The organism is Flavobacterium aestivum, assembly GCF_026870175.2.
GTDB classification, from domain to species: domain Bacteria; phylum Bacteroidota; class Bacteroidia; order Flavobacteriales; family Flavobacteriaceae; genus Flavobacterium; species Flavobacterium aestivum.
On sequence record NZ_CP113977.2, the window covers coordinates 740165 to 760499 of the forward strand.

A 20335-nucleotide genomic window follows, 5' to 3' on the forward strand; every position below is an offset into this window, starting at 1 on the left:
TCCTTTTTTTAAATATTTTTAGATACAGATAAGCACTATGAAATCTAAAAACGCTACTACATCTTTGCTCCTTGTATGACTGACTCTAATTCATGCATAAAATCACGCTTGTCTCTTGAAGGGGAATAACTAAATCCTTCTAAAAACAAAATCCTATTTTTATCAGCATCCAAAATCATATAATTCACGAAAGGCCCAAACATAAAACTATCTTTTAATCGCCAAGTCCCTTTTGTTACATAAGCAACTTTCCCTCCTACTTTGGTTTTAAAAAAGTAAATGGGGTAGGATTGATCGATATACATTGTTGATTCCGGCTCAGTTCCTTTTACATATAACCCTCCTATAGAATCTTGAAGCTTTAAAATTCTTGAAAATACATTCAAATTGCTTTTTATCGAGCTCAAAGGCAGTTTAGAGATTAGCAAACTATTACTACCGCTAATGCACTCTTTTTTTAGCCATACAAAATCAGTCTTTTTAATAGTATAAGAATAACTATTGGGAACTTTCAGAACAACTTGAAATTGTTTCTGAATAACCTTAGGATTAAGGATAGAATCACTTAACAGTCTTTGGTGCTCAATGATTTCCCCTTTTTCTATAATTTGGATTATTTGTGGAGCGTGTGTTTCTAAAATTTCAAGAATTGCCGAAACTGATTTTCCTGAGATATGAAACACATTTTGTGGCGTAGCATACTGATCTTTCTTAATCTCAAAAACATTTTGATCGGTTTTCTTGATTACAATAATCGTCCTGCTTTTGGTCATAAATCCTTCCATCAAATGGGTAGGATATTGATTTATGTCAAATAATGGTTCTTCTTTTGGTAAACCTTCAACTGGACGGGCAAATTTATTTCTAATACTGTCTCCAATAACGCCATACCAAAGGTTATCATCTATAACTACCGATATAGAATTGATTTTCCCTGAAGAATGTCGTACCAAATTATCATTTTTCTTGGAGCAAGAAAGAAAAAAGAGTAAGGACAGAAATACAAATAAAATAGGCTTTTTATTCATCATAAACCGATTATAAAATAGACCTCAAAAGTACAGCAGTTTATTGTATTATCCTTTTATTTTTAATCCCATACCTGGTTTAAGATTGTCACCAGTAATATTGTTCCATTTTTTTAAGTCGGATACAGTTACTCCTGGGTATTGTTTGGATATGCTAAATAAAGAATCTCCTTTCTTAACCAAATAATCAATATCGGCATTTTTAGAAGAAGATGGTAAAATATCTTTTTTCTTAAATGAATCTACCGTTGCGTTATTTGTAATAATAGCCACTTCATTTTTTGCCACTATTAATACATTCCCAACTGCAAGATTATTGTTTTGTAAATTATTCCATTGCTTCAAATCAGCTAAAGAAGTTCCGAATTTTTTAGCGATGTTTCCAAGATTATCTCCTTTTTTAACTTCGTATTGAATGTCTTTAAGCTCTGGAGTGTTTACAGCAACAGCTTCTTTATTTTCGACTACTGGACTGGCAACTTGTAAAGACGCTCCCAATTTAAGATTAGTAGAAGTAAGGTGATTCCATTCTTTAATCTCCGCAACAGTTGTATTGTATTTTTTGGCAATCGTGTTAAGATTGTCACCTTTTTGAACGATATAAAGATTCACAGCATCAGAAACTAACGTGTCCGTCTTCTCAATAGAATTTGCTTTAGTTTCTGCATTAGCCAACTTTGGTGCATCGGCTACGATCAAAGCTTTATTTTTACTGGCATTTGAAGCTAAGCTGGTTCTTGAATCTGTATTATCCTCAAGAATAATTTTTAATGATTTACCCGAAGCAACAGAATTTCCTCTGAGGTGATTCCATTTTTTCAAATCAGAAACTGCAACATCATTCTTCTTGGCAATATCTCCCAGATTATCGCCTCGTCTCACTCTATAGTATTTAACTTTACTGTTAGAAGCGATTGCTGTAGCAGAAGAGTCTTTGAAACTATTAAACTTTCTACCAGTATTAACTTTTTCTCTTTTATCTAATTCGTATTGAACATAGGCATAGATTTTATCTTCATTTGAAGTAAAAACCGCCACTTTTGAAGAAGGTAGTGTCAAATAATGGCTTTTTCCAACATAACTTGGGATAACATTTCGTTTGTACGAAGGATTTAAAGCTTGAAGTTGCTCAACCGGTACGTCTAACAATTTTGAAATTTGAGCAAAGGACATCTCTTTTTTGACCATTACGGTATCTGTCGCAAAATGTTTTACTAAAGCTTTCTTAGGAATAATCCCGTGTGCAGTATGATATTCATAAATATACATCGTTGCTAGAAAAGCAGGAACATAACCTTGGGTTTCCTGAGGAAGGTGTTTTTTGATGTTCCAGAAATTTTGTTGACCACCTGATCTACGAATCGCTTTGGTTACATTTCCCGGACCTGAATTATAAGAGGCTAAAACCAAATCCCAGTCGTTAAAAATGGCAAACATATTGGTCATGTATTGCGCTGCTGCTTCAGAAGATTTTAAAGGATCACTACGCTCATCAACATAAGAATCAATATTCAAATTGTATTGTTTTCCCGTTTGATACATAAATTGCCACAAACCTGTAGCTCCTACTCTAGAAACAGCTTTAGGATTTAAAGCTGATTCTACAACCGCTAAATATTTAATTTCTAAAGGAACATTTTGTTTAGCCAATGCTTCTTCGAAAATAGGAAAATAATACTCGGCTATCGCCATTTGATTGGCAAATGCTTTTCTTCTGTTCTTAAGAAATGATTTTATTAAATTTTCAAGACCTTGGTTGTATTCGATATTAAAAGGTGATTTAGCATCCATAGCTGCTAATCTTTCTTTTAGTAATTCAGTTGGTAATTCTTTATCGATATCCTTATCAACATTTACAGTATTGATTTCGGTTTCTATATTATTATAAATATCAAAACTGGATACCTGATTCATCCATAAACTATCCGTTTTTGTTGTTCTATCGTATTTAACAAAAGAGTTTTTGATGGAGTCTAAATAAGAAACAGGCTTTTCTGTACTTGTCATTTCACTCTTCTCAACAAGATTTTGAGAAAAGGCTGAAAAAGTTAGCAAAAGAAAAAACGATAATGTGGTATTTTTTAAAGTCATAAATATATTTTCAAAGTGCTATTATTCAAATAATTACAAATTAAGGATTACAAACTTAAGAGGTAAAATTTTAAAAAAGCTATAAATAATGTTAAAAATACAAAAAAACTCGATATTTGGCCTAATTTTTAATCATTTGTGAGTTAAATTTTTCAAAAACCTAATTTTTATCATTTGCCTATTATTCAAATATTAGGAAATTAGCTCTAAAAAAATTGCTTAAGGCTCAAAACAAAGTTCAAAAAACAGTAAGTATCGTAAATTCATTAGAAAGAAAACACCATTCAATACTGTATTTCAGCTTATTACGAATTTATACAACGCTTTTTTTTATTATTTATTTTAAATGTTCAGTAAAATAAATTGAACTGAATGATTCTAAAACCAAACTACACCATAAAAAAAACTAGCAGTAAAATAAATCACTACTAGTTTTCTTGATCGTCCAAAATAGATTTCAGGAATATTTTATAAGATGTGTCTTAGTCTAAAATAGCAGCTATTCCAGGTAATACTCTACCCTCAAGCATTTCTAACATAGCACCTCCACCAGTAGAAACGTAACTCATTTTGTCTTCAAGACCAAATTGTTTTACTGCAGCTACTGAATCTCCTCCACCTACAAGTGAAAAAGCACCATTTGCAGTTGATGCAGCGATATAATTACCTAAATCGATAGTTCCTTTAGCAAAATTTTCCATTTCAAAAACGCCTAATGGACCATTCCAAAGAATTGTTTTAGACTCCATAATCACTTTTTCGAAGTTTTCCAATGATTTTGGTCCCGCATCAAGACCTTGCCATCCTTCAGGAATTTTGTCAACATCGACTATTTGTGTATCTGCTGTATTAGAGAAGCTATTGGCAGCAACAACATCAACCGGAATATGAACCTGAACTCCTTTTTCTTTGGCTACTCTTAAAATTTCGAGTGCCAACTCTTGTTTGTCATCTTCACAAATAGAATTTCCTATTTGTCCACCTAAAGCTTTTACAAAAGTAAATGTCATTCCACCTCCAATAATCATGTGATCTACTTTGTCCAAAATATTTTCTATAACAGTAATTTTAGATGAAACTTTTGATCCTCCAAGAACAGCCGTTACTGGTTTTTCACTATTTTTCAATACCTTATTTAAGCTCTCTATTTCTTTTGCCAATAATGTTCCAAAACATTTGCTTGTTGGAAAAAATTGAGCAATTATAGTAGTTGAAGCGTGTGCTCTGTGTGCCGTTCCAAATGCATCATTTACATAGATATCTCCTAATGAAGCCAACTCTTTAGCAAAAGCAACATCTCCTGCTTCCTCTTCATTATGAAAACGCAAATTTTCTAATAATAAAACTTGACCCGGTAATAAATTTTTAGCAGCATTTTGAGCCTCTTCACCTATACAGTTAGATGCAAATTGAACTGGAACTCCTAGAATCTCAGAAGTAGTTTTCAAAATATGTCTCAATGAATATTTATCTTCAGCTCCTTTTGGTCTACCTAAGTGAGACATTAAAATTACACTCCCGCCATGAGCTAAAATAGCATCAATAGTGGGCTTTGCAGCTTCAATTCGAGTAGCATCAGTAACATTAAAGTTCTCATCAAGAGGAACGTTAAAATCTACACGGATTATTGCCTTTTTAGCATTAAAATCAAAATTATTTAAAGTCTTCATGGTTCTTTTTTTAGTTGTTTTTGAAAGAAAAGCAAAGATATAATTTTTAAACCACTATTAAATTTGAAAATTCTAAAAAAGAAGTCATTTTACTAACGAAATCGATATAAACACAAAAAGAAACTGATTACAATAAGAAATCCTATTTTACTACTTGGGGAAATGAAAAAACACAAACTTATTCTAGTAAATAGAACAAATTTGTGTTTTTGAGATTTTAAAATACTTGTGTTTAATCGTGTATTGGGCTCTCTGTACAAGGACAGTTACTAACACCTTGCAGGAATCTAAATCCTATTGTCAGAGAATGTGTTCCTGAATTATGAGGAGCCAAATTATTGTCTAGTGTCACTTGATAAGAATAACCTACTGAGATATATCCTTTTGTAAATCCCGCCATTGGACCTATACCTAGTGGCTGACCTATTTGATCATTTAAGAAACGATAAGAAGCTCCTACCCAATAGTAATCTTCGTATTTATTGAATTTTCTATACTTTATATTCAAATCCGTATTAGAACGGCCATCACTTTGAAATACTTGAAAATAAGCAGATGGTTCTAATTCTGCTCTATTTCCTATATTTAAAACATACCCAGAATAGAGTTGATAATTTGCAAGTAAATTTGGTTCAATCTTAGTTGTACTAAAATCAATATTTTTTTGCAAAATATTGGTAGCAGTACCACTCACATAAAAACCTTTATTACGATACAACAATCCTACTTCAAAGTTATTGTTTGTAGTGGAACGATTGTCAGTAATTGCAGCATCAGGTGGGACATTGGTTAAATCTGGAACATCGATACGAAACGCATTATATATATACGAAAGACCAAACGAAAGGTATTGCTTGGAATAATAATCCAAAATAATATGATGCGCAAAGGTAAGCTTACCCCCACTTTGTTTAGTGTTTCCATTTGAATCATTATACAATGTTAAACCAACACCAGATTGGCTTAATACCCTAAAATCTGCATAAAGTGCCTGACTTTGAGGAGCATCTTGAACGCCTACCCATTGTTTATAACCATTTAGGTTGATTCTAAAGTTATCTCCAATACCAGCATAACTGGGTGAAATTACAAAGGGATTATCGGCCAAATATTGTGTAGCTACTGGAACATTCAACTCTTGACTGTAACTGGCTGTTACAGTCATGAGGAAAATGCTAATTAAGATCTTTTTCATTTTATTTTTTCATTTTGGATAACTAACTGCTTTCACTATTGTTATCTATATAGAGTAAAGTGGCCTATAAATTCACGATCATCTTGAGAATGTCTCAATTTCAATACATACCAGTAATCACCCATTGGTAACTCTGTTCCGTTGTACTTACCATCCCAAGATTCTCCTGCTCCAAAAACACCTACTTCACGTCCATAACGATCATAAACAATGAACTTAATGTCTGGATAATTTTCAGTATTAGTTGGTTTCCAAGTGTCATTCGTATTATCTCCAGTTGGAGTAAATATTGGCGGTATTATAATATCAATAAAATCAAAATGCTTGGTAGCAGATACTGTACATCCATTACTGTCAGTTAGAACTACTGTATAATCTCCAGACTTAAAGTAAATGAACTTGTTTTGAGCAGTCATTGGTTCACCATTAACAGTCAATTGGTAAATACCTGATCCACCTGAAACGGTAGCTACAATTTCATTTAATCCTCCAAGATCTATTGAAAGAGATAAAGGATCTATTTTTTCAACTGCAATTCCACTGAATTTTTGGATACAACCATTGGTGTGTCTTGCCTCTACATAATGCAATCCAGGTGCCACATTAGCAAATACATTGCTCGCTTGGAAAGGCTTAACTCCATCAATAATATAATCAATTTCAGAAGGAACAGTATTACTAGGATCTACAGTCACGGTAACTTTATTTCCTGGAGTATTTACATCACATTCATACGTTACTACAGCTTTAGGATCAAGATTAATTGCTTTTGGCAATGATACTTTCCATTCAGCGGTACATCCGTTCATATCTGTAACATAAACCATGTGATCACCTCCGGTAATTCCATTAGTAAAATCAAATTGTGTTTGAGTTGCAGTACCTTTCTGAGTATTTGCAGTACTTGGTTTATCTAACTCAACATTATAAGGAGCAACACCTCCAGTAACATTAATCTTAAATGCACCATTCTTATCTCCAACACAAACTTCTGGAATAATAGAATTAGCCACTGTACTAACATCAATCGGATTAGGCTCAGTTATAGTAAAGTTTAATCGAACATAACAACCAAGAACGTCTTGAACAATTACATCGTAATTATTAGGTTTCAATTTATTGAAAGTATTACTCTCAAAGAACTGATCTAAATTAGGTGAAATCGCATATTTAATAATACCAGTTCCTCCAGATGCATTTATCACTACTTTACCATCACCATTACCATTACAAGTAACAGGAGTTGCTGTAAATGGAGCAATCAATGGTAAATTAGGTTCCTTAATCGTAATGGTAGCTGTTGTTGTATTACAATCACGACTCACCACTCTCACTTTATAAGTTCCAGAAGCCAATTGAGTAAAGTAACCTGGCGAAGTCTGAACAGCACCTGCAATTGGGGTATTTGTAGCATCGTCAAGTAAGGTATAAACATAATTACCTAAACCACCATTTGCAGTCGCAACAATAACACCTGTTTTATCTCCACGACAATTAACAACTGCATTAGTAACATCTAATTTGATAGTTAATGGAACTAATGGATCAATTGTAACATCGTTAGATACTATACTGATACAACCATTAGCATCTTTTACATAATAACGGTGCGTTCCTGTTGGTACAGTAAATGTAACTGATGAAGCAAAAGTGCCCAATGTTACCGCAAAATTAGGAGTCGTACTATAACTGTATAATCCAGTCCCACCTGTTGCACTCAAGGTAAGAGATGTTAGAACTGTACAAGTTTGAGTAGATGACACCACTAAACTAGCTTTTACTATACTAGGCTGTGCTATTACAACTGGCGCAGAAGTTTTACTACAACTAAATCCATCAGTAACAGTTACAGTATAAGTTCCTGCTCCAAGATTAGCAAATACAGGAGAAGCCTGAGGTCCTGAGAATGTATTTGGCGTTACCGAAGTTGTATTCAAAGTATATAAATAATTAGAACCTTGACCACCAGTTGGTGCACTAACAGTAATTGAAGCATTAGTATCTCCAAAACATGTTAATAACGTAGTTGATGGTGTAGCTGTGAAAGCAATTGGAGTTGGAATAGATAATGTTACTGAAACAGTGTCCTCACATCCTTTACTATCCTTAACTTTTACTATATAATTTCCTGCTCCCAATCTTGAAAATTCAGAAACAGTACTCCATCTACTGATTACAGTTCCTCCTACTAATTCCAATTGATACATATAACCACCTGGCCATCCACCTACAGCAGTAGCTGAGATAGTTCCGTCATTATTTGATGCACATGTAATTCTTGTATAAGATGTTTTACTTACATCTAAAGCCGCTGCTGGTCCAGAGATTGTAAAGTTTTTGCTAAATGTACAGAATGGAGAATTAGTTAAAGTAGCAGTAACTGTATAAGTTCCTGATCCTAAATTACTAATCGTAACAGGTCCCGCATTTGAAGATGTACCTCCAGGAAGAGCATTCCCTAAAGCATCAACCAAAGTATACGTAAATGCTCCAGCCTGATTCGGGTCAGTAGCAGTAATTACTCTATCTATAAAAGTAACATTAGCACTTCCATTTTTATATGTAAAACAAGTTACATCTACTATATTATCTATAAGAAGATCAAAAGTATTTGGCTCGTTTACATAATGAGCAGCTTGCATAGTACAACCTGTATCAAGATTTTTCACCGTGATTAGGTAATTTGCAACTGGTAATCCTGTAAAGATACCTGTAGCATTTGTTTGTGAAGGATACAAACCACCATTAACACCTGTTGTAGCATTAACATCTACCAAAGTGTATTCCAAATTAGTAGGAGTTCCTCCTGTAGCGTTTACAGTGACCTTAATATCCTCAAGATTATTACATGTAATAGCCTTAGTTATTGCTACATTGATTTTATCTAATGCTATGAAAGGAGCAATTGTTATTGGAGTTGCGATAGATCCAATACATCGTTTGTTATCATAAACATTAACCGTATAATTACCTCCAGATAAATCTGATATTATATAAACATTACTTGCTCCTCTTTGAACAACTGTAGCCCCTTTAATGAACTCGTAAATTGTATACGTTCCAGATCCACCAGTAACTCCATTTACTGTTATAGTAGCAAAGTTACCTGTATTTCCAGATGTACAAGCAAACTGTACTACTGCAGGAGCTGGAACATCAATTGGATCTGGTTGTCCAACAGTAATAGACAAAGAAGCAGGACAATTTCTTCCAGAAATCACATCAACAGTATAATTTCCAGCTTTCAATCCGCTGAATAGAGGAAAATCTTGTGGCCCCACATTAACCGCAGTTCCTGTTACCGTCGTTCCACTCAAAGTATATCTATATACAGGATTGTCATTTACGCCTGGTGCCGGAGTTGCCATAGTAGCCGTAATAGTACCATCATTTCCTCCGTTACAAGTAACAGCAGTTTGTGTTAAACCAAAACCAGTAATACGTGTCGCAGTACTTAAAGTAATTGGAACATAAACTTCACACAAAGTAGCAGTATCTTTAACTCCAATAGTATGAGTTCCAGGTATTACACTACTAAAAGAGGTAACTGCTACAAAAGCACCACCATCTATGTTGTACACATAACTTCCTGATCCACCTGTAGTACTTACAGATATTACACCATCATTATCTGAACATGAAGGTGGAGTAGTAACTACAGGAGTTAAGATTAACGGCTGACGAATAGTTACTAAAGCCGTAGCTGTAGTAGTACAACCATTTTTATCTTTCACTGTAACATTATAATTACCTGGTGCGTTTACAACAAAAGTTGGACTGGTTTGGAAACCACCACCGATGCTGTATTCAAAAGGACCAACTCCTGTTGGTACATTTACAGTAAACGTATAAGTACCAGTTATTGCGTTTGGACATTCGCTATATGGAGCCACAGAAATTAATGACGGACTTGCATCCAATAGAATCGTTTGTGGTTTATTGATCGGACAACCATTCGCATCAGTAACATATACATCCCAAGTCATATTTGCACCAGTATTTGTATCAACAGTAATTAAGTTACTTGTACTAAATACGGTTGGGGCAGGACTTCCAGCAATTACAGCTGCATATTTATATGGTGCTGTTCCTCCTGTTGGAGTTACTGTAATAGTAGCATTATCATTATTACAATTAGTATTTGTAGCTGTAGCTGTAAAATCAAGTGCAGCTGCAGGTTGACTTATAGTTACGCTAGCTGTATTTTGACATCCAGTTATAGCATCTGTAACATCTAATGTATGTACTCCTGGTGCTAAATTGGTGAATGTTAATTGAGCATTATTTACACCATTAACTGGTACACCATCGAATAAATAGTTGTAGTTTCCTGTAAAGTTAGTGATATCAAACTGTGCAACTCCATTAGCAGCATTAAAACAAGTCACGTTACTAATGATTCTACCAGCAACCGTAATATTGTTTACCGGATCAACAGTGTACGCTTCCTGATAAGTACAATTGTTTGCATCTGTTACCTGGAAAGTATAAGTATTTGGAGTTAATCCCGCGAAAATAGGATTGTTACCATTATTCACAATTGCTGGCGAAATAATTTGATATGTAAATGGCCCAACTCCATTGATAACATTACTAATAGTAACAGTACTAGTAGTATTTGGAGCCACACAATATATTGGTGTCCCAGCAATATCCATTTGCGTTGGCGGATCTAAAGCCGGAATATTTACTCCATTTACCAAAGTATAAATACATCCTTTAGCATCTTTTACAAGTACATTAAAAGTAATTCCAACATACGTTTGATAAGTATTTGTAGAAGAATAACTTGTTCCTCCATCAAAACTATACTGATAAGGAGCCGTTCCTGTACCTGGTGTAGCTGTAACGGTAACAGTAGCAGGTTGTGCTACATTACCAGCACCACAAGTTAATGGCGTAGTTATAGCAGATGTTGCTAATAATGGATTAGGCTCAGTAATCGTAATAGCTGCCGAATTTCGCACACAGTTTCTTACATTACGAACTGATACCACATAGGTAGTTCCAGCCTTTAAACCGGTGAATGAGTTTCCAGTTTGGAATGGTGTTGTTGTTACACCATCTGTTAAACTATATTCGTAAGGTCCCTCACCAGCTGTAACATTTACTGTGATAGTTCCATCAGAATCGCCATTACAGCTTACATGGGTCTGAGTTGTTGTAAATACTGTAGTTGGTATCGGATCTAAAATAAATTTTTTAGTAGCCTGACATAGAGTTGTATTATTTGCATCAGTTACTCTGAAATCATACGTTCCAGCTGTAGTTGCTGTATATGGACTAGTTACTACTGCAAACCCACCTCCGTTAAAAGAAACTTCATAAGTATAATTAGCAGTTGGAGTCGTATTACCTCCTGTTGTAGTCAAGGTAATTATAGCATCTGGTGTACCTGTACAATCTAATTCTTTAGTCAAGGTAGCCGATAAATCTAACTTAGGATATACAACATAATCTACATTTGCTGTACAACCGTTTCCATCTTTAATCACCAGGTTATAAGTACCTGACGCATTGAAGGTAAAGTTTGGTGAAGTTTGAAAAGCACTGCCATTAACACTATAAGTTGCAGGCAATATTGTTGCAGAAGAAACTAATGATAAATTAATTGTAAATGCAGTCGCTCCATCATAACAAATTGATGATGGTGCACTAATTGTTGGTAAAGCATCCGCAACTAGCGTTACTGCATCTTGTTTAATACAACCGTAAGCATCTTTAACATAAACAATATAATTACCTGTTACGCTTGTTGCAAAAGTTGTATTTCCTGTCCAACCTCCAGTACTTGCTGTAGGTACTGGATCAGTAGCCAATAGATATTGATATGTATAAGGTGCAGTACCTCCCTGTGGTTGTGCAGCAATTATACCATCTTCATTACAATTAACATTTTTAGTTTTTGTAGCGGTAACTGTTAATACTGTAGGTGATTCATTAATATTAAAATTAGCCGAAGCCTTACCACAACCACTATTAGGGCCTGACATTTCTTTTATATAAACATAATAACTACCAACCCCAAGAGTTATAGGAATATTTGGAATGTTAATAGTACTTGAACCTGGAATAGTAGAAGTACCAGAAACATATTTAGATATGTTTGTAAATGCTTCAAAAACTTCATAAGTATAATCTAATGATGCTCCACTTGCATTAGTTATATCGAAAGATACATTCCCGTCATTACTTCCTTTACATGTGATATTTTTCGGAACTATATTGTTAGCCGAAAGAGAAGTAATTGATGGTACTGGTATTGCAGCAGTTTCATAATAATAACATTTAGTGTTTTCATCATAAACTATAAAAGTATAGGTTACTCCAGGCAATAAAGGAGAAAAAAGAGTCTCTTTACTACCGGCAGGCATTTCTCCTTGCCACCCATCTGTTCCGTCTGCAGTCCAAACTTGACCTGGACCATTATAAATGTTAAAATGGAATGGACCTGTACCTGCAAAAGCAGAAGTAATTTTAACTATAGCTGAACCTCCAGTTGCACAAGTAACAGTAGGATTGATTGTAATTCCTAAAGAATTTGGTGGAGATGCGACTAAAACATCCTTCTCTATAACAGTACAACCTTTTGCATCAACAACTCTAATTTGATACAATCCAAAATCTACTACATTGAAAGTAACAGAAGTTGTTCCTGAAGCATTAGGTTCAGACTGGTTATAACCATTAATTCCTGTTACATAATACGTATATGGAGCTGTTCCTCCTGTACCTCCTAATGGACTAACTCCATCAGTTATTTTATTTATAATAATAGATCCCTTAGAAATACCTGAGCCATTACATTGAATTGGAATAACCGTTTTATCAATAACCATTGGAGTAGGCTCTGCAATAGTAATTGGCTCAGTATCCATACAACCTTTTGCATCAGTAACGGTTACAACGTAAAAGCCTGCTGGTAATCCAGACGTTTGAGTACCAAAGTCATTAACTAAGATAGTGTGTGCTAAATCAGAATATTGCTTAACATTAAATACAAATGGTGCTTGTCCTTTAGTATTATCAATGGCAATAGAAATTGCTGCAGTCCTATCAGTATTACAGTTAATAAATGCTGTTTGCGTTACTCCCGTAATATCAGGATTTATTGGTGTAGTAGTTACTATCGGTGTAGTAGTTAGAGCAGTACATCCTGTAGTTGCATCTGTAACTCTAAAAGTGTAGCTACCTGCTGTTGCTGAAGTAAACACATTACTTCCCATAGCTGTATATGCGCCAAGAGCTTCTTTAGATTCATAGCTAAATGCACCTACACCTCCTGTTGGTGTTAAAGTTATTTGAGCAGCTGTTGGTGCAGGATTACAAGTAATACCTTTATTTAAAACAGCAGTCAAAGTCAATTGTGATGCAACAGTTATTGGATTACTGTCTTTTGTACAGCCATTAGCATCTTTTACTCTAATAGTATAAGTACCCGCAGCTGTAACAACAAAAGTATTTCCTGATTGCCAAGAAGCACCATTATCAATACTATATAATAAAGCTCCTGTTCCACCTGTAACTGTAGCAGTAATAGTATAACTACCTACTCCTAAACATTGTCCTGTAGCAGTTGCAGTAACAGCTGTTGGTGCAGAATCTTTAACCAAAGTTAATGGTAGTGTAACTGTACATCCATTAGCATCTTTTACCCAAGCATACCAAGTAAGCGCAGGACTTAAATTAGCCACATTAGAAGCTACATATGTACCCGCAGTAACATTACTATTATTAAATGAATAAGTATAACCTGGTGTTCCAGTTCCTGGAGTTACATTTACTGTTACTTTTGAAGTTGCAACATTACAATTTGCATTTATAGTTACATAAGTTGCTGCTAAAGCTGCTGTTGGTTGCGTTATAGTTGTTGATGTTGAAGCTGTACAGCCAGTAGTTTCATCAGTGAAAACCACATTATAAGTAGCTGCACCTAGATTTGGTAATGTAAATGTTGCAGCCGTTTGTCCTGTTACCGCTGTACCTCCATTAACACTATAACTATAAGTTGTAAATCCACCCACATTATAGCGAATTGAACCTGTAGTGTTTCCAAAACAATCAATATCTTTCAATTTCGTTGCCGAAGCAGTAATTGGTGTAACTGCTTTTACTATGTATGACTCAGTATAGTAACAACCATTAGCATCTGTTACTCTAAATGTATAATTACCTGGAGCTAATCCTGGGAACTCATTTGAACTTTGCTTTGGTAAAATTACTACCGAAGGCGCGATAGTCTCATATTGTAAAGCTGCCACTCCATTCGTAGCCGTAAGTGTAACCTTTGTAGTAGGCGCAGTACATGTTACAGCTGCGTTAGCAAATGTCAAATCTGTTGGTGGATTTAATGGTGCTAAATCAATATGTTGTACAGAAGATAAACAACCTTTATTATCTTTTACAATAATATCAAATGATTGAATACTTCCATTATCATTTACAGTCAAAGTATTAGCCGAACTATATGAAGTTCCATTATTGAAACTATAAGTGAAAGTTCCTGATCCTCCAGACCCAGTTACAGTAATAACTGCGGCAACTTTTGTATTCGTAGCACTACAGCTAAATGGAGTTGTAACTACTGCCGAAACCCCAACTATAGCTGGATTCACAATAGTAACATCAGTAACCGCAGATTCACAACCTTTACTATCAATTACTTTGATATTATACGTTCCAGCTGCTAGACCTGTAAATTTATTAGTGGTCTGAGTAGTATAAGCTGCAGCCGAATTTAATTTAATCGCATAAGTATAGCTTGATGTAAATCCATTGCTTGCTGTAACTGTAATTGTACCATCATTAGCATTATTACAAGTAATATCCGTGCTTTTAAATAGTAATGTTGGAGTTGTTTTTGGAGTAACCGTTATTGTATTACTAGTTGCTGAACAGCCTTTGCTATCTGTAACAGTAAACACATAAGTTCCTGAAACCGAAACCATGTAAGGGAAAGAAGCTACGGTTGTTGGTGCACCTCCATTATGAGAAACTGTATAGGTATAAGGAGCTCCATTTCCTCCCACAATAGTAGTAGTCATAGAAGCATCGACCAAACAGGTTAAATCTTGTCCTAAAGTAGCCGTTAATTTTAATTCAGGTTCAATTGTCACTGATATTACATTTGCAGTACAATTTGTAGTTGCATCGGTAACTAAAATAGTATGAAGACCTGGTCCGACATTGTTGAAAGTATTGCTGTTTTGAGCGGCATTAGTATCTAATTTATAAGTAAATGGCCCAACACCTCCGGTTACTTTAACCACAAAAGTTGCTTTATTTACTGTATCATAACATAAATCAGTACCTGTATCTAAAGTTGCAGTTAATGTTGGTGGTGCTAACACATCTACTGTAGCTCCTACTGGATTTACGCAAAGATTGGCATCTTTAACAAAAACCGTGTAACTTCCAACCGGCACGTTAGTAAATTGATTACTCGCTTGATAAGGTGCAACAACAGTAATACCGTCAGCTTTTCTTAACTCGTATTGATAAGCTGCAGTTCCACCAGAAGCATTAGTTTCAATAGTAGCTCCTGTTGTACAAGTAGCTAATACTGGCACGGTAACTACGGTCATTATCGCAGCAGGTTTCTTGATTTCTTGTGTAAATGGTTTAGTACATGCTGCAGATGAAGTAGCATCTGGGCGTATTGAAATAGAATAAGTACCTGAGTCTAATCCTGTAATCACTTTTGGTGAAGTAAGTGACGTATTCCAAGTGGTTCCATTATCTAAAGAATACTGAAAACCTTTTACAGTATCAAAATTTTGAGCAGAAATAGTAATTTCTCCATCTTTTAAATTATTACAAGTAACATCTTTATGACCCGTAATAGCAGCAGAGAATGCTTTTCCTGTAGGCACTACTATAGTATAATCCTTAATAGTTGCACAAGCTTTAGGTAATTGATATACTGTAATATCATCTATAACTGCGTCATTCCCGCTATAATCTGTACTTCCTGACCTAACATTGAATGTCAAAGTAGTATTGAATCCTGGGTTCAAAGAAACTGTTCTTAATTCCCAATTATTTGAACGAGGTATAGTTGGAATCGCTGGAATTCCTGTTGGATTAGGAGTTGGAGGAATTGGTGGCTGTTGAGCAACAACTTTTCCGGTACTATCCACTAATTCAAAAGAGAAACTTGGATCTGCACCTCCATTAAAACCTAGTCTTAAAAGATTGGATAAATAAGCTTCAACTATAACAGGTTGATTAGGTATAATGTCATTAATAACTTTACTATAAAGAATACCATTTGCTCCTGCCGCTCCACCAATATTTACTATTAAAAAGCGACCTTTTGGATCAGTTCCATTTGATGTATGGTCTTTAAAATGATACCATGCACCTACATTTGTTCCGCTAGGATCATCTCCTCTCCAAAAATCATTTGCCACAGAATATTGGTTATCTTCAATTGAACGAGTACCACATAAATAAGGTGCATTTACTCTTTGGTCGTTAAAACAATATGCACTTGCAATACCTGGAGATAAGGTTGGGTTACCCGATCCAAAAGTTTCTTTTAACAAGTTACTATAAGTAGGCACTGAATTTACTGAATATTCTACACGAATTGCATGAGTTCCAGGTAGTACATTCAAAAATTTATTTGCAGGAGTATTTGGATTTAATACACCATCTAAATAATATTTGTAAGTAAATGATGCCGTTCCAGGATTGTTTACAATTACTGTACTTGTAGCTGTACCGTCACAATTAAAATCAACAGGAGTAGCAACATCAATAACTGGTGCCACTGGTTCTGGATCTATGGTAACACTTGCAGAAAAAATACATTTATTAGAATCTCTTACATATACTGTATAAGTACCTGGAGCTTTATAAGCCTCATTAGTTCCAATCCATGATACTTGATTATCAAAACTGTATTCATAAGTTGGCGTACCTCCTTGTACATTTGTAATACGTATTTTACCATTATTCTTAGGCACTATAACTCCATCTCCACATCCTGCCAATTCAGATACACCTGCCGATGCTGTTAATTGAGCTGCAGGCTCTGTTAAAGTAATAGTTGGTTTACTATCAATACAGTCTACTCCTCCTAATGAATATTTTATTTGTGGAGTATAAACCGTACCGGCTACCAAATTAGAAAAAACATTAGAAGCAGAATAAGTAACACCTCCATCAATACTATACATTAATGTATATCCATTAGCATTCGTCACATTAAACTGAATGCTTCCTGTATTATCACCATAACATTTTACATCTGTTTTCGTAACTGTGTAAACTGGCTTAGGGATATTGTTAACCGTAATTGATGTCTGAGCTTTACATCCGTTATCATCTACAACATCAATATTATAAACTCCACCAGCAGGTAAAGGGTTAGTCACCACTATTTGCGGCACAGTTTGAAAAACTGTAGAACTATTTACAAAATAAAAATAAGGTTTAGTACCACCAGCTGCATTTACTGTAATTTCTCCATCATTACAAGTAAATGGCTTCGTTAATGCAGCTGAAGCTGTCACTGGATCCGGCATAATTAAATCTACTGTTACAGAATCTGAACAACCATTGTCTGTAGTAACATCAATTCTATATTGTATTGGTGCCAAAGGAGTCGTTGTACCTCCATCCAGATTTAAAAATTCATAATCAAGAGCATTCGTAAGTCCTGATGTACTTACAAACACACCATTCTTATATAAAGTATAAGTATATTGTCCTTTTACATCGTTCGCTCCTACTTTGATTGAACCTTTAGAGCCAAAACAAAGTGGTTGAACAACTTTTGTTGTGTTAACTTTTAAAACCTTATCAAGGATTTGAATATTTTTTACTTCAAAAACACATCCATTAGTCACACCTGTTTGTCTAATATAAACTGTGTGTAAACCTGCAGTAACAACAGGAAAAGAAGCATTAGGGAATACATTACTCGATTGGTAAGTAACTCCATCTAAACTATATTCATAACCAGCACCTACACCTCCAATAGTAATTTTTGCTGGAGTATTACAATAGATATCTGTTGAAGTAGCAGTTGGGTTTAATAAATTTTGAAAAACATTAAAATAAAAACGATTAAAACATCCGCCCGGATAAGTTAATGTTAACCTAAATTGCCCTGAAGTATTTGCTAAATAATCTGGTCCAGTAGCCACCTGTGTCCAAGAACAAGAAGCACTTTCGTTAGCACATAGTGTAGTACTAGTTGCTGCAGGACAAGTTCCATTTTCATTCAATTTTTCCCAAACAATGGTAGAACCATCAGAAATATTGGTTTGAATTAATTTGGAAGCATTTGCTCCACATAAAAATATATTAGGTAATTTTTTTCCATCACTAGTACAAACAACTACTTGATCTGCAAAAGGAATAACAGGATTATTAACAATCCCTCCAAAAGAAGTTACTGTAACTGTTTCATCAATTGACAAACATGGAGCAACTGCTGTATCATGTACATAATAAGTTCCTACTTTAGAAACAGTAAGAGTTTGACCTGTTCCTAATACTGGTGTACCTGTTGGGCTTGAAGACCATGAATAACTATTATATCCATTGGCCGCTTTTAAAGTTACTGTTGCACCACATAAAATTTCATTTTTGGTAAACTTACAATCATCTATCCCAACTAAGAAATTGGTTGCTTTTTTAACTAATAAACAACCTGTATTAGTATTAGCACTTGGATCATCAGTAAGTATAAAATCAGGATTTAATGTTCCTTTATAAGTAGCATATGCTGTGTTATCAATACTGTTCGAGCAAGCATCGCTTAACATATTACAACTAGGTACTACTTTTACTTTGAAACGGATTTCTAAAGCAGCATCCCCAACTTCTACCACGCTTTTATCAATATCAAAAATGATCTCTCTTGTTGCAGCATTGTAGCTCTTCACTGTTACACCAGTTGGTAATGCTGTTAAATCTGCAGGATAGTTAAAAATAATATTTATTGGCAATACATCTCGAATTGTTAGAGACTTTGCGTCATCATTTCCTACGTTTTGAAAACCGATAACATAGTTAAGTTGATCTCCAAGGGTAACATTCGTATTACCAATATCTTTACCTGAATTATCCTGTACAATTTTTGTAAGTACAATTTTTGGGGCAATAATATCAACAGCAAAAGCGGTAAAATAGAAAAAATAGGTATCTTGTGTACTTCCTAGTGTTATTGTTGCGCTTGTATCATCATTCTTAATAACCGAACCTCCAGGATATTTTTTAGTGGCTGGATTATTTACCTTCATTATTCCTGCATCATATCCTAAAGTATTACTACTTGCAGGGGTTCTATTAGTATATAAACCATTTAAATCTGTAACAGTACTATTAAAGAAATTATCTGCAGGTCTCTCTGTAGTACTCATAGCACTACCATTAATTTGCAAATAATCACCAGGGATAGGTTTATCACCTTCTAAAGCTGCAAAGGCTATTTTTGCTCTAACAGGACCAGTAGGTATAGTTCTAAAACCAGTAATTGGAATGTCTAATGTTCCTGTATTTCTTGTAATACCACTAAAACCATCAAAAGAAGTAATTGACTTACTCGTCAAGGTTAAGTCTTCATAAACAATATAAAGCGACCAACCTGCAGACATTCCTGTTCCCCCATTGAAACCCAAACCAGCAACAACATTCGCGACTGTATATTCCCCGTTAGGGTTCATTGCATCCATCAAATTAGTTACATCTGCATAACAAACATATGGCTTATTTGATGCAACCGGTTTGGCATCTGCGTCCCAAATTATTTGACCAGTTATATTGTTATATCCTCCTGTTGGGGTTTTAAATTTTACTGAGTTTATGGTGCTTCGATCACCATCTTGAAGAATTGCGCTCCAGTATAAACCTGCATAAAGTACTTTAGCACAACCCTTATTAGGAATATCTAATTTGGCGCTACTAGAGCTAAATGTAGTTGGGTCACTATCAACATCGACATATTTCATATCGATATTAGAATTGTACTCGCCGTCGTTATTATAATTATTGTTGTCCTGACTCAGAATATTATTACCGATCAGTAACATATCACCTTGAACATCTTTATCAAATCGAACTCCAAAAGCTTTATCGTTCTGAGCGAATAAAGTAAGATTCATTAAAAATAATGAAGTGAAAATAACAAATTTAGAAAAAGTAGGTTTTTTCATATATGTAATATTACAGAAAACCTTTTAAAACATTCTTTGGGGCAAAAGAATGTCTTAAAAGAAAATCATTTTTAATTAAATTTTAAATCTAATAACGTTTATAAATTGATTCCTATTCCTAGAAAACAACAAAAAATAATATAATATTCTGATATGCTTTTACTTATAATTTCATAAAAATAC

The 20335-nt window shown here is 34.5% G+C and carries 5 protein-coding genes; all 5 read right to left on the reverse strand.

Annotated features, from left to right (window positions below):
• Positions 1 to 56: 56 nt before the first annotated feature.
• Entirely contained in the window at positions 57 to 1031 is a 975-nt protein-coding gene (locus tag OZP08_RS03280; RefSeq protein ID WP_281322976.1) for a DUF4837 family protein, read from the reverse strand.
• Between the two features lie 45 nt (positions 1032 to 1076).
• The gene (locus OZP08_RS03285) at positions 1077 to 3119 is read right to left on the reverse strand and encodes a LysM peptidoglycan-binding domain-containing protein (protein WP_281322977.1); all 2043 of its coding nucleotides are present in this window, start codon (positions 3117 to 3119) and stop codon (positions 1077 to 1079) included.
• Between the two features lie 482 nt (positions 3120 to 3601).
• A complete protein-coding gene (locus tag OZP08_RS03290) occupies positions 3602 to 4789 on the reverse strand; it encodes a phosphoglycerate kinase (protein WP_268848337.1) in 1188 nt (395 codons plus the stop codon).
• A 232-nt stretch (positions 4790 to 5021) separates the two neighbouring features.
• Positions 5022 to 5984 carry a PorP/SprF family type IX secretion system membrane protein gene (locus OZP08_RS03295; RefSeq protein WP_281322978.1) on the reverse strand — a complete coding sequence of 321 codons (963 nt, stop codon included), beginning with the start codon at positions 5982 to 5984 and terminating at the stop codon, positions 5022 to 5024.
• Positions 5985 to 6025: 41 nt separating this feature from the next.
• Positions 6026 to 20152, reverse strand: a complete 14127-nt coding sequence (locus tag OZP08_RS03300; RefSeq protein WP_281322979.1) for a T9SS type B sorting domain-containing protein — start codon at positions 20150 to 20152, stop codon at positions 6026 to 6028.
• Positions 20153 to 20335: the final 183 nt, after the last annotated feature.

Bases quoted from the DNA above. Each gene is read 5' to 3' on its own strand.
- OZP08_RS03280 (WP_281322976.1), bottom strand. From the start codon at position 1,031: ATGATGAATAAAAAGCCTATTTTATTTGTATTTCTGTCCTTACTCTTT.
- OZP08_RS03300 (WP_281322979.1), bottom strand. From the start codon at position 20,152: ATGAAAAAACCTACTTTTTCTAAATTTGTTATTTTCACTTCATTATTT.
- OZP08_RS03285 (WP_281322977.1), bottom strand. From the start codon at position 3,119: ATGACTTTAAAAAATACCACATTATCGTTTTTTCTTTTGCTAACTTTT.
- OZP08_RS03295 (WP_281322978.1), bottom strand. From the start codon at position 5,984: ATGAAAAAGATCTTAATTAGCATTTTCCTCATGACTGTAACAGCCAGT.
- OZP08_RS03290 (WP_268848337.1), bottom strand. From the start codon at position 4,789: ATGAAGACTTTAAATAATTTTGATTTTAATGCTAAAAAGGCAATAATC.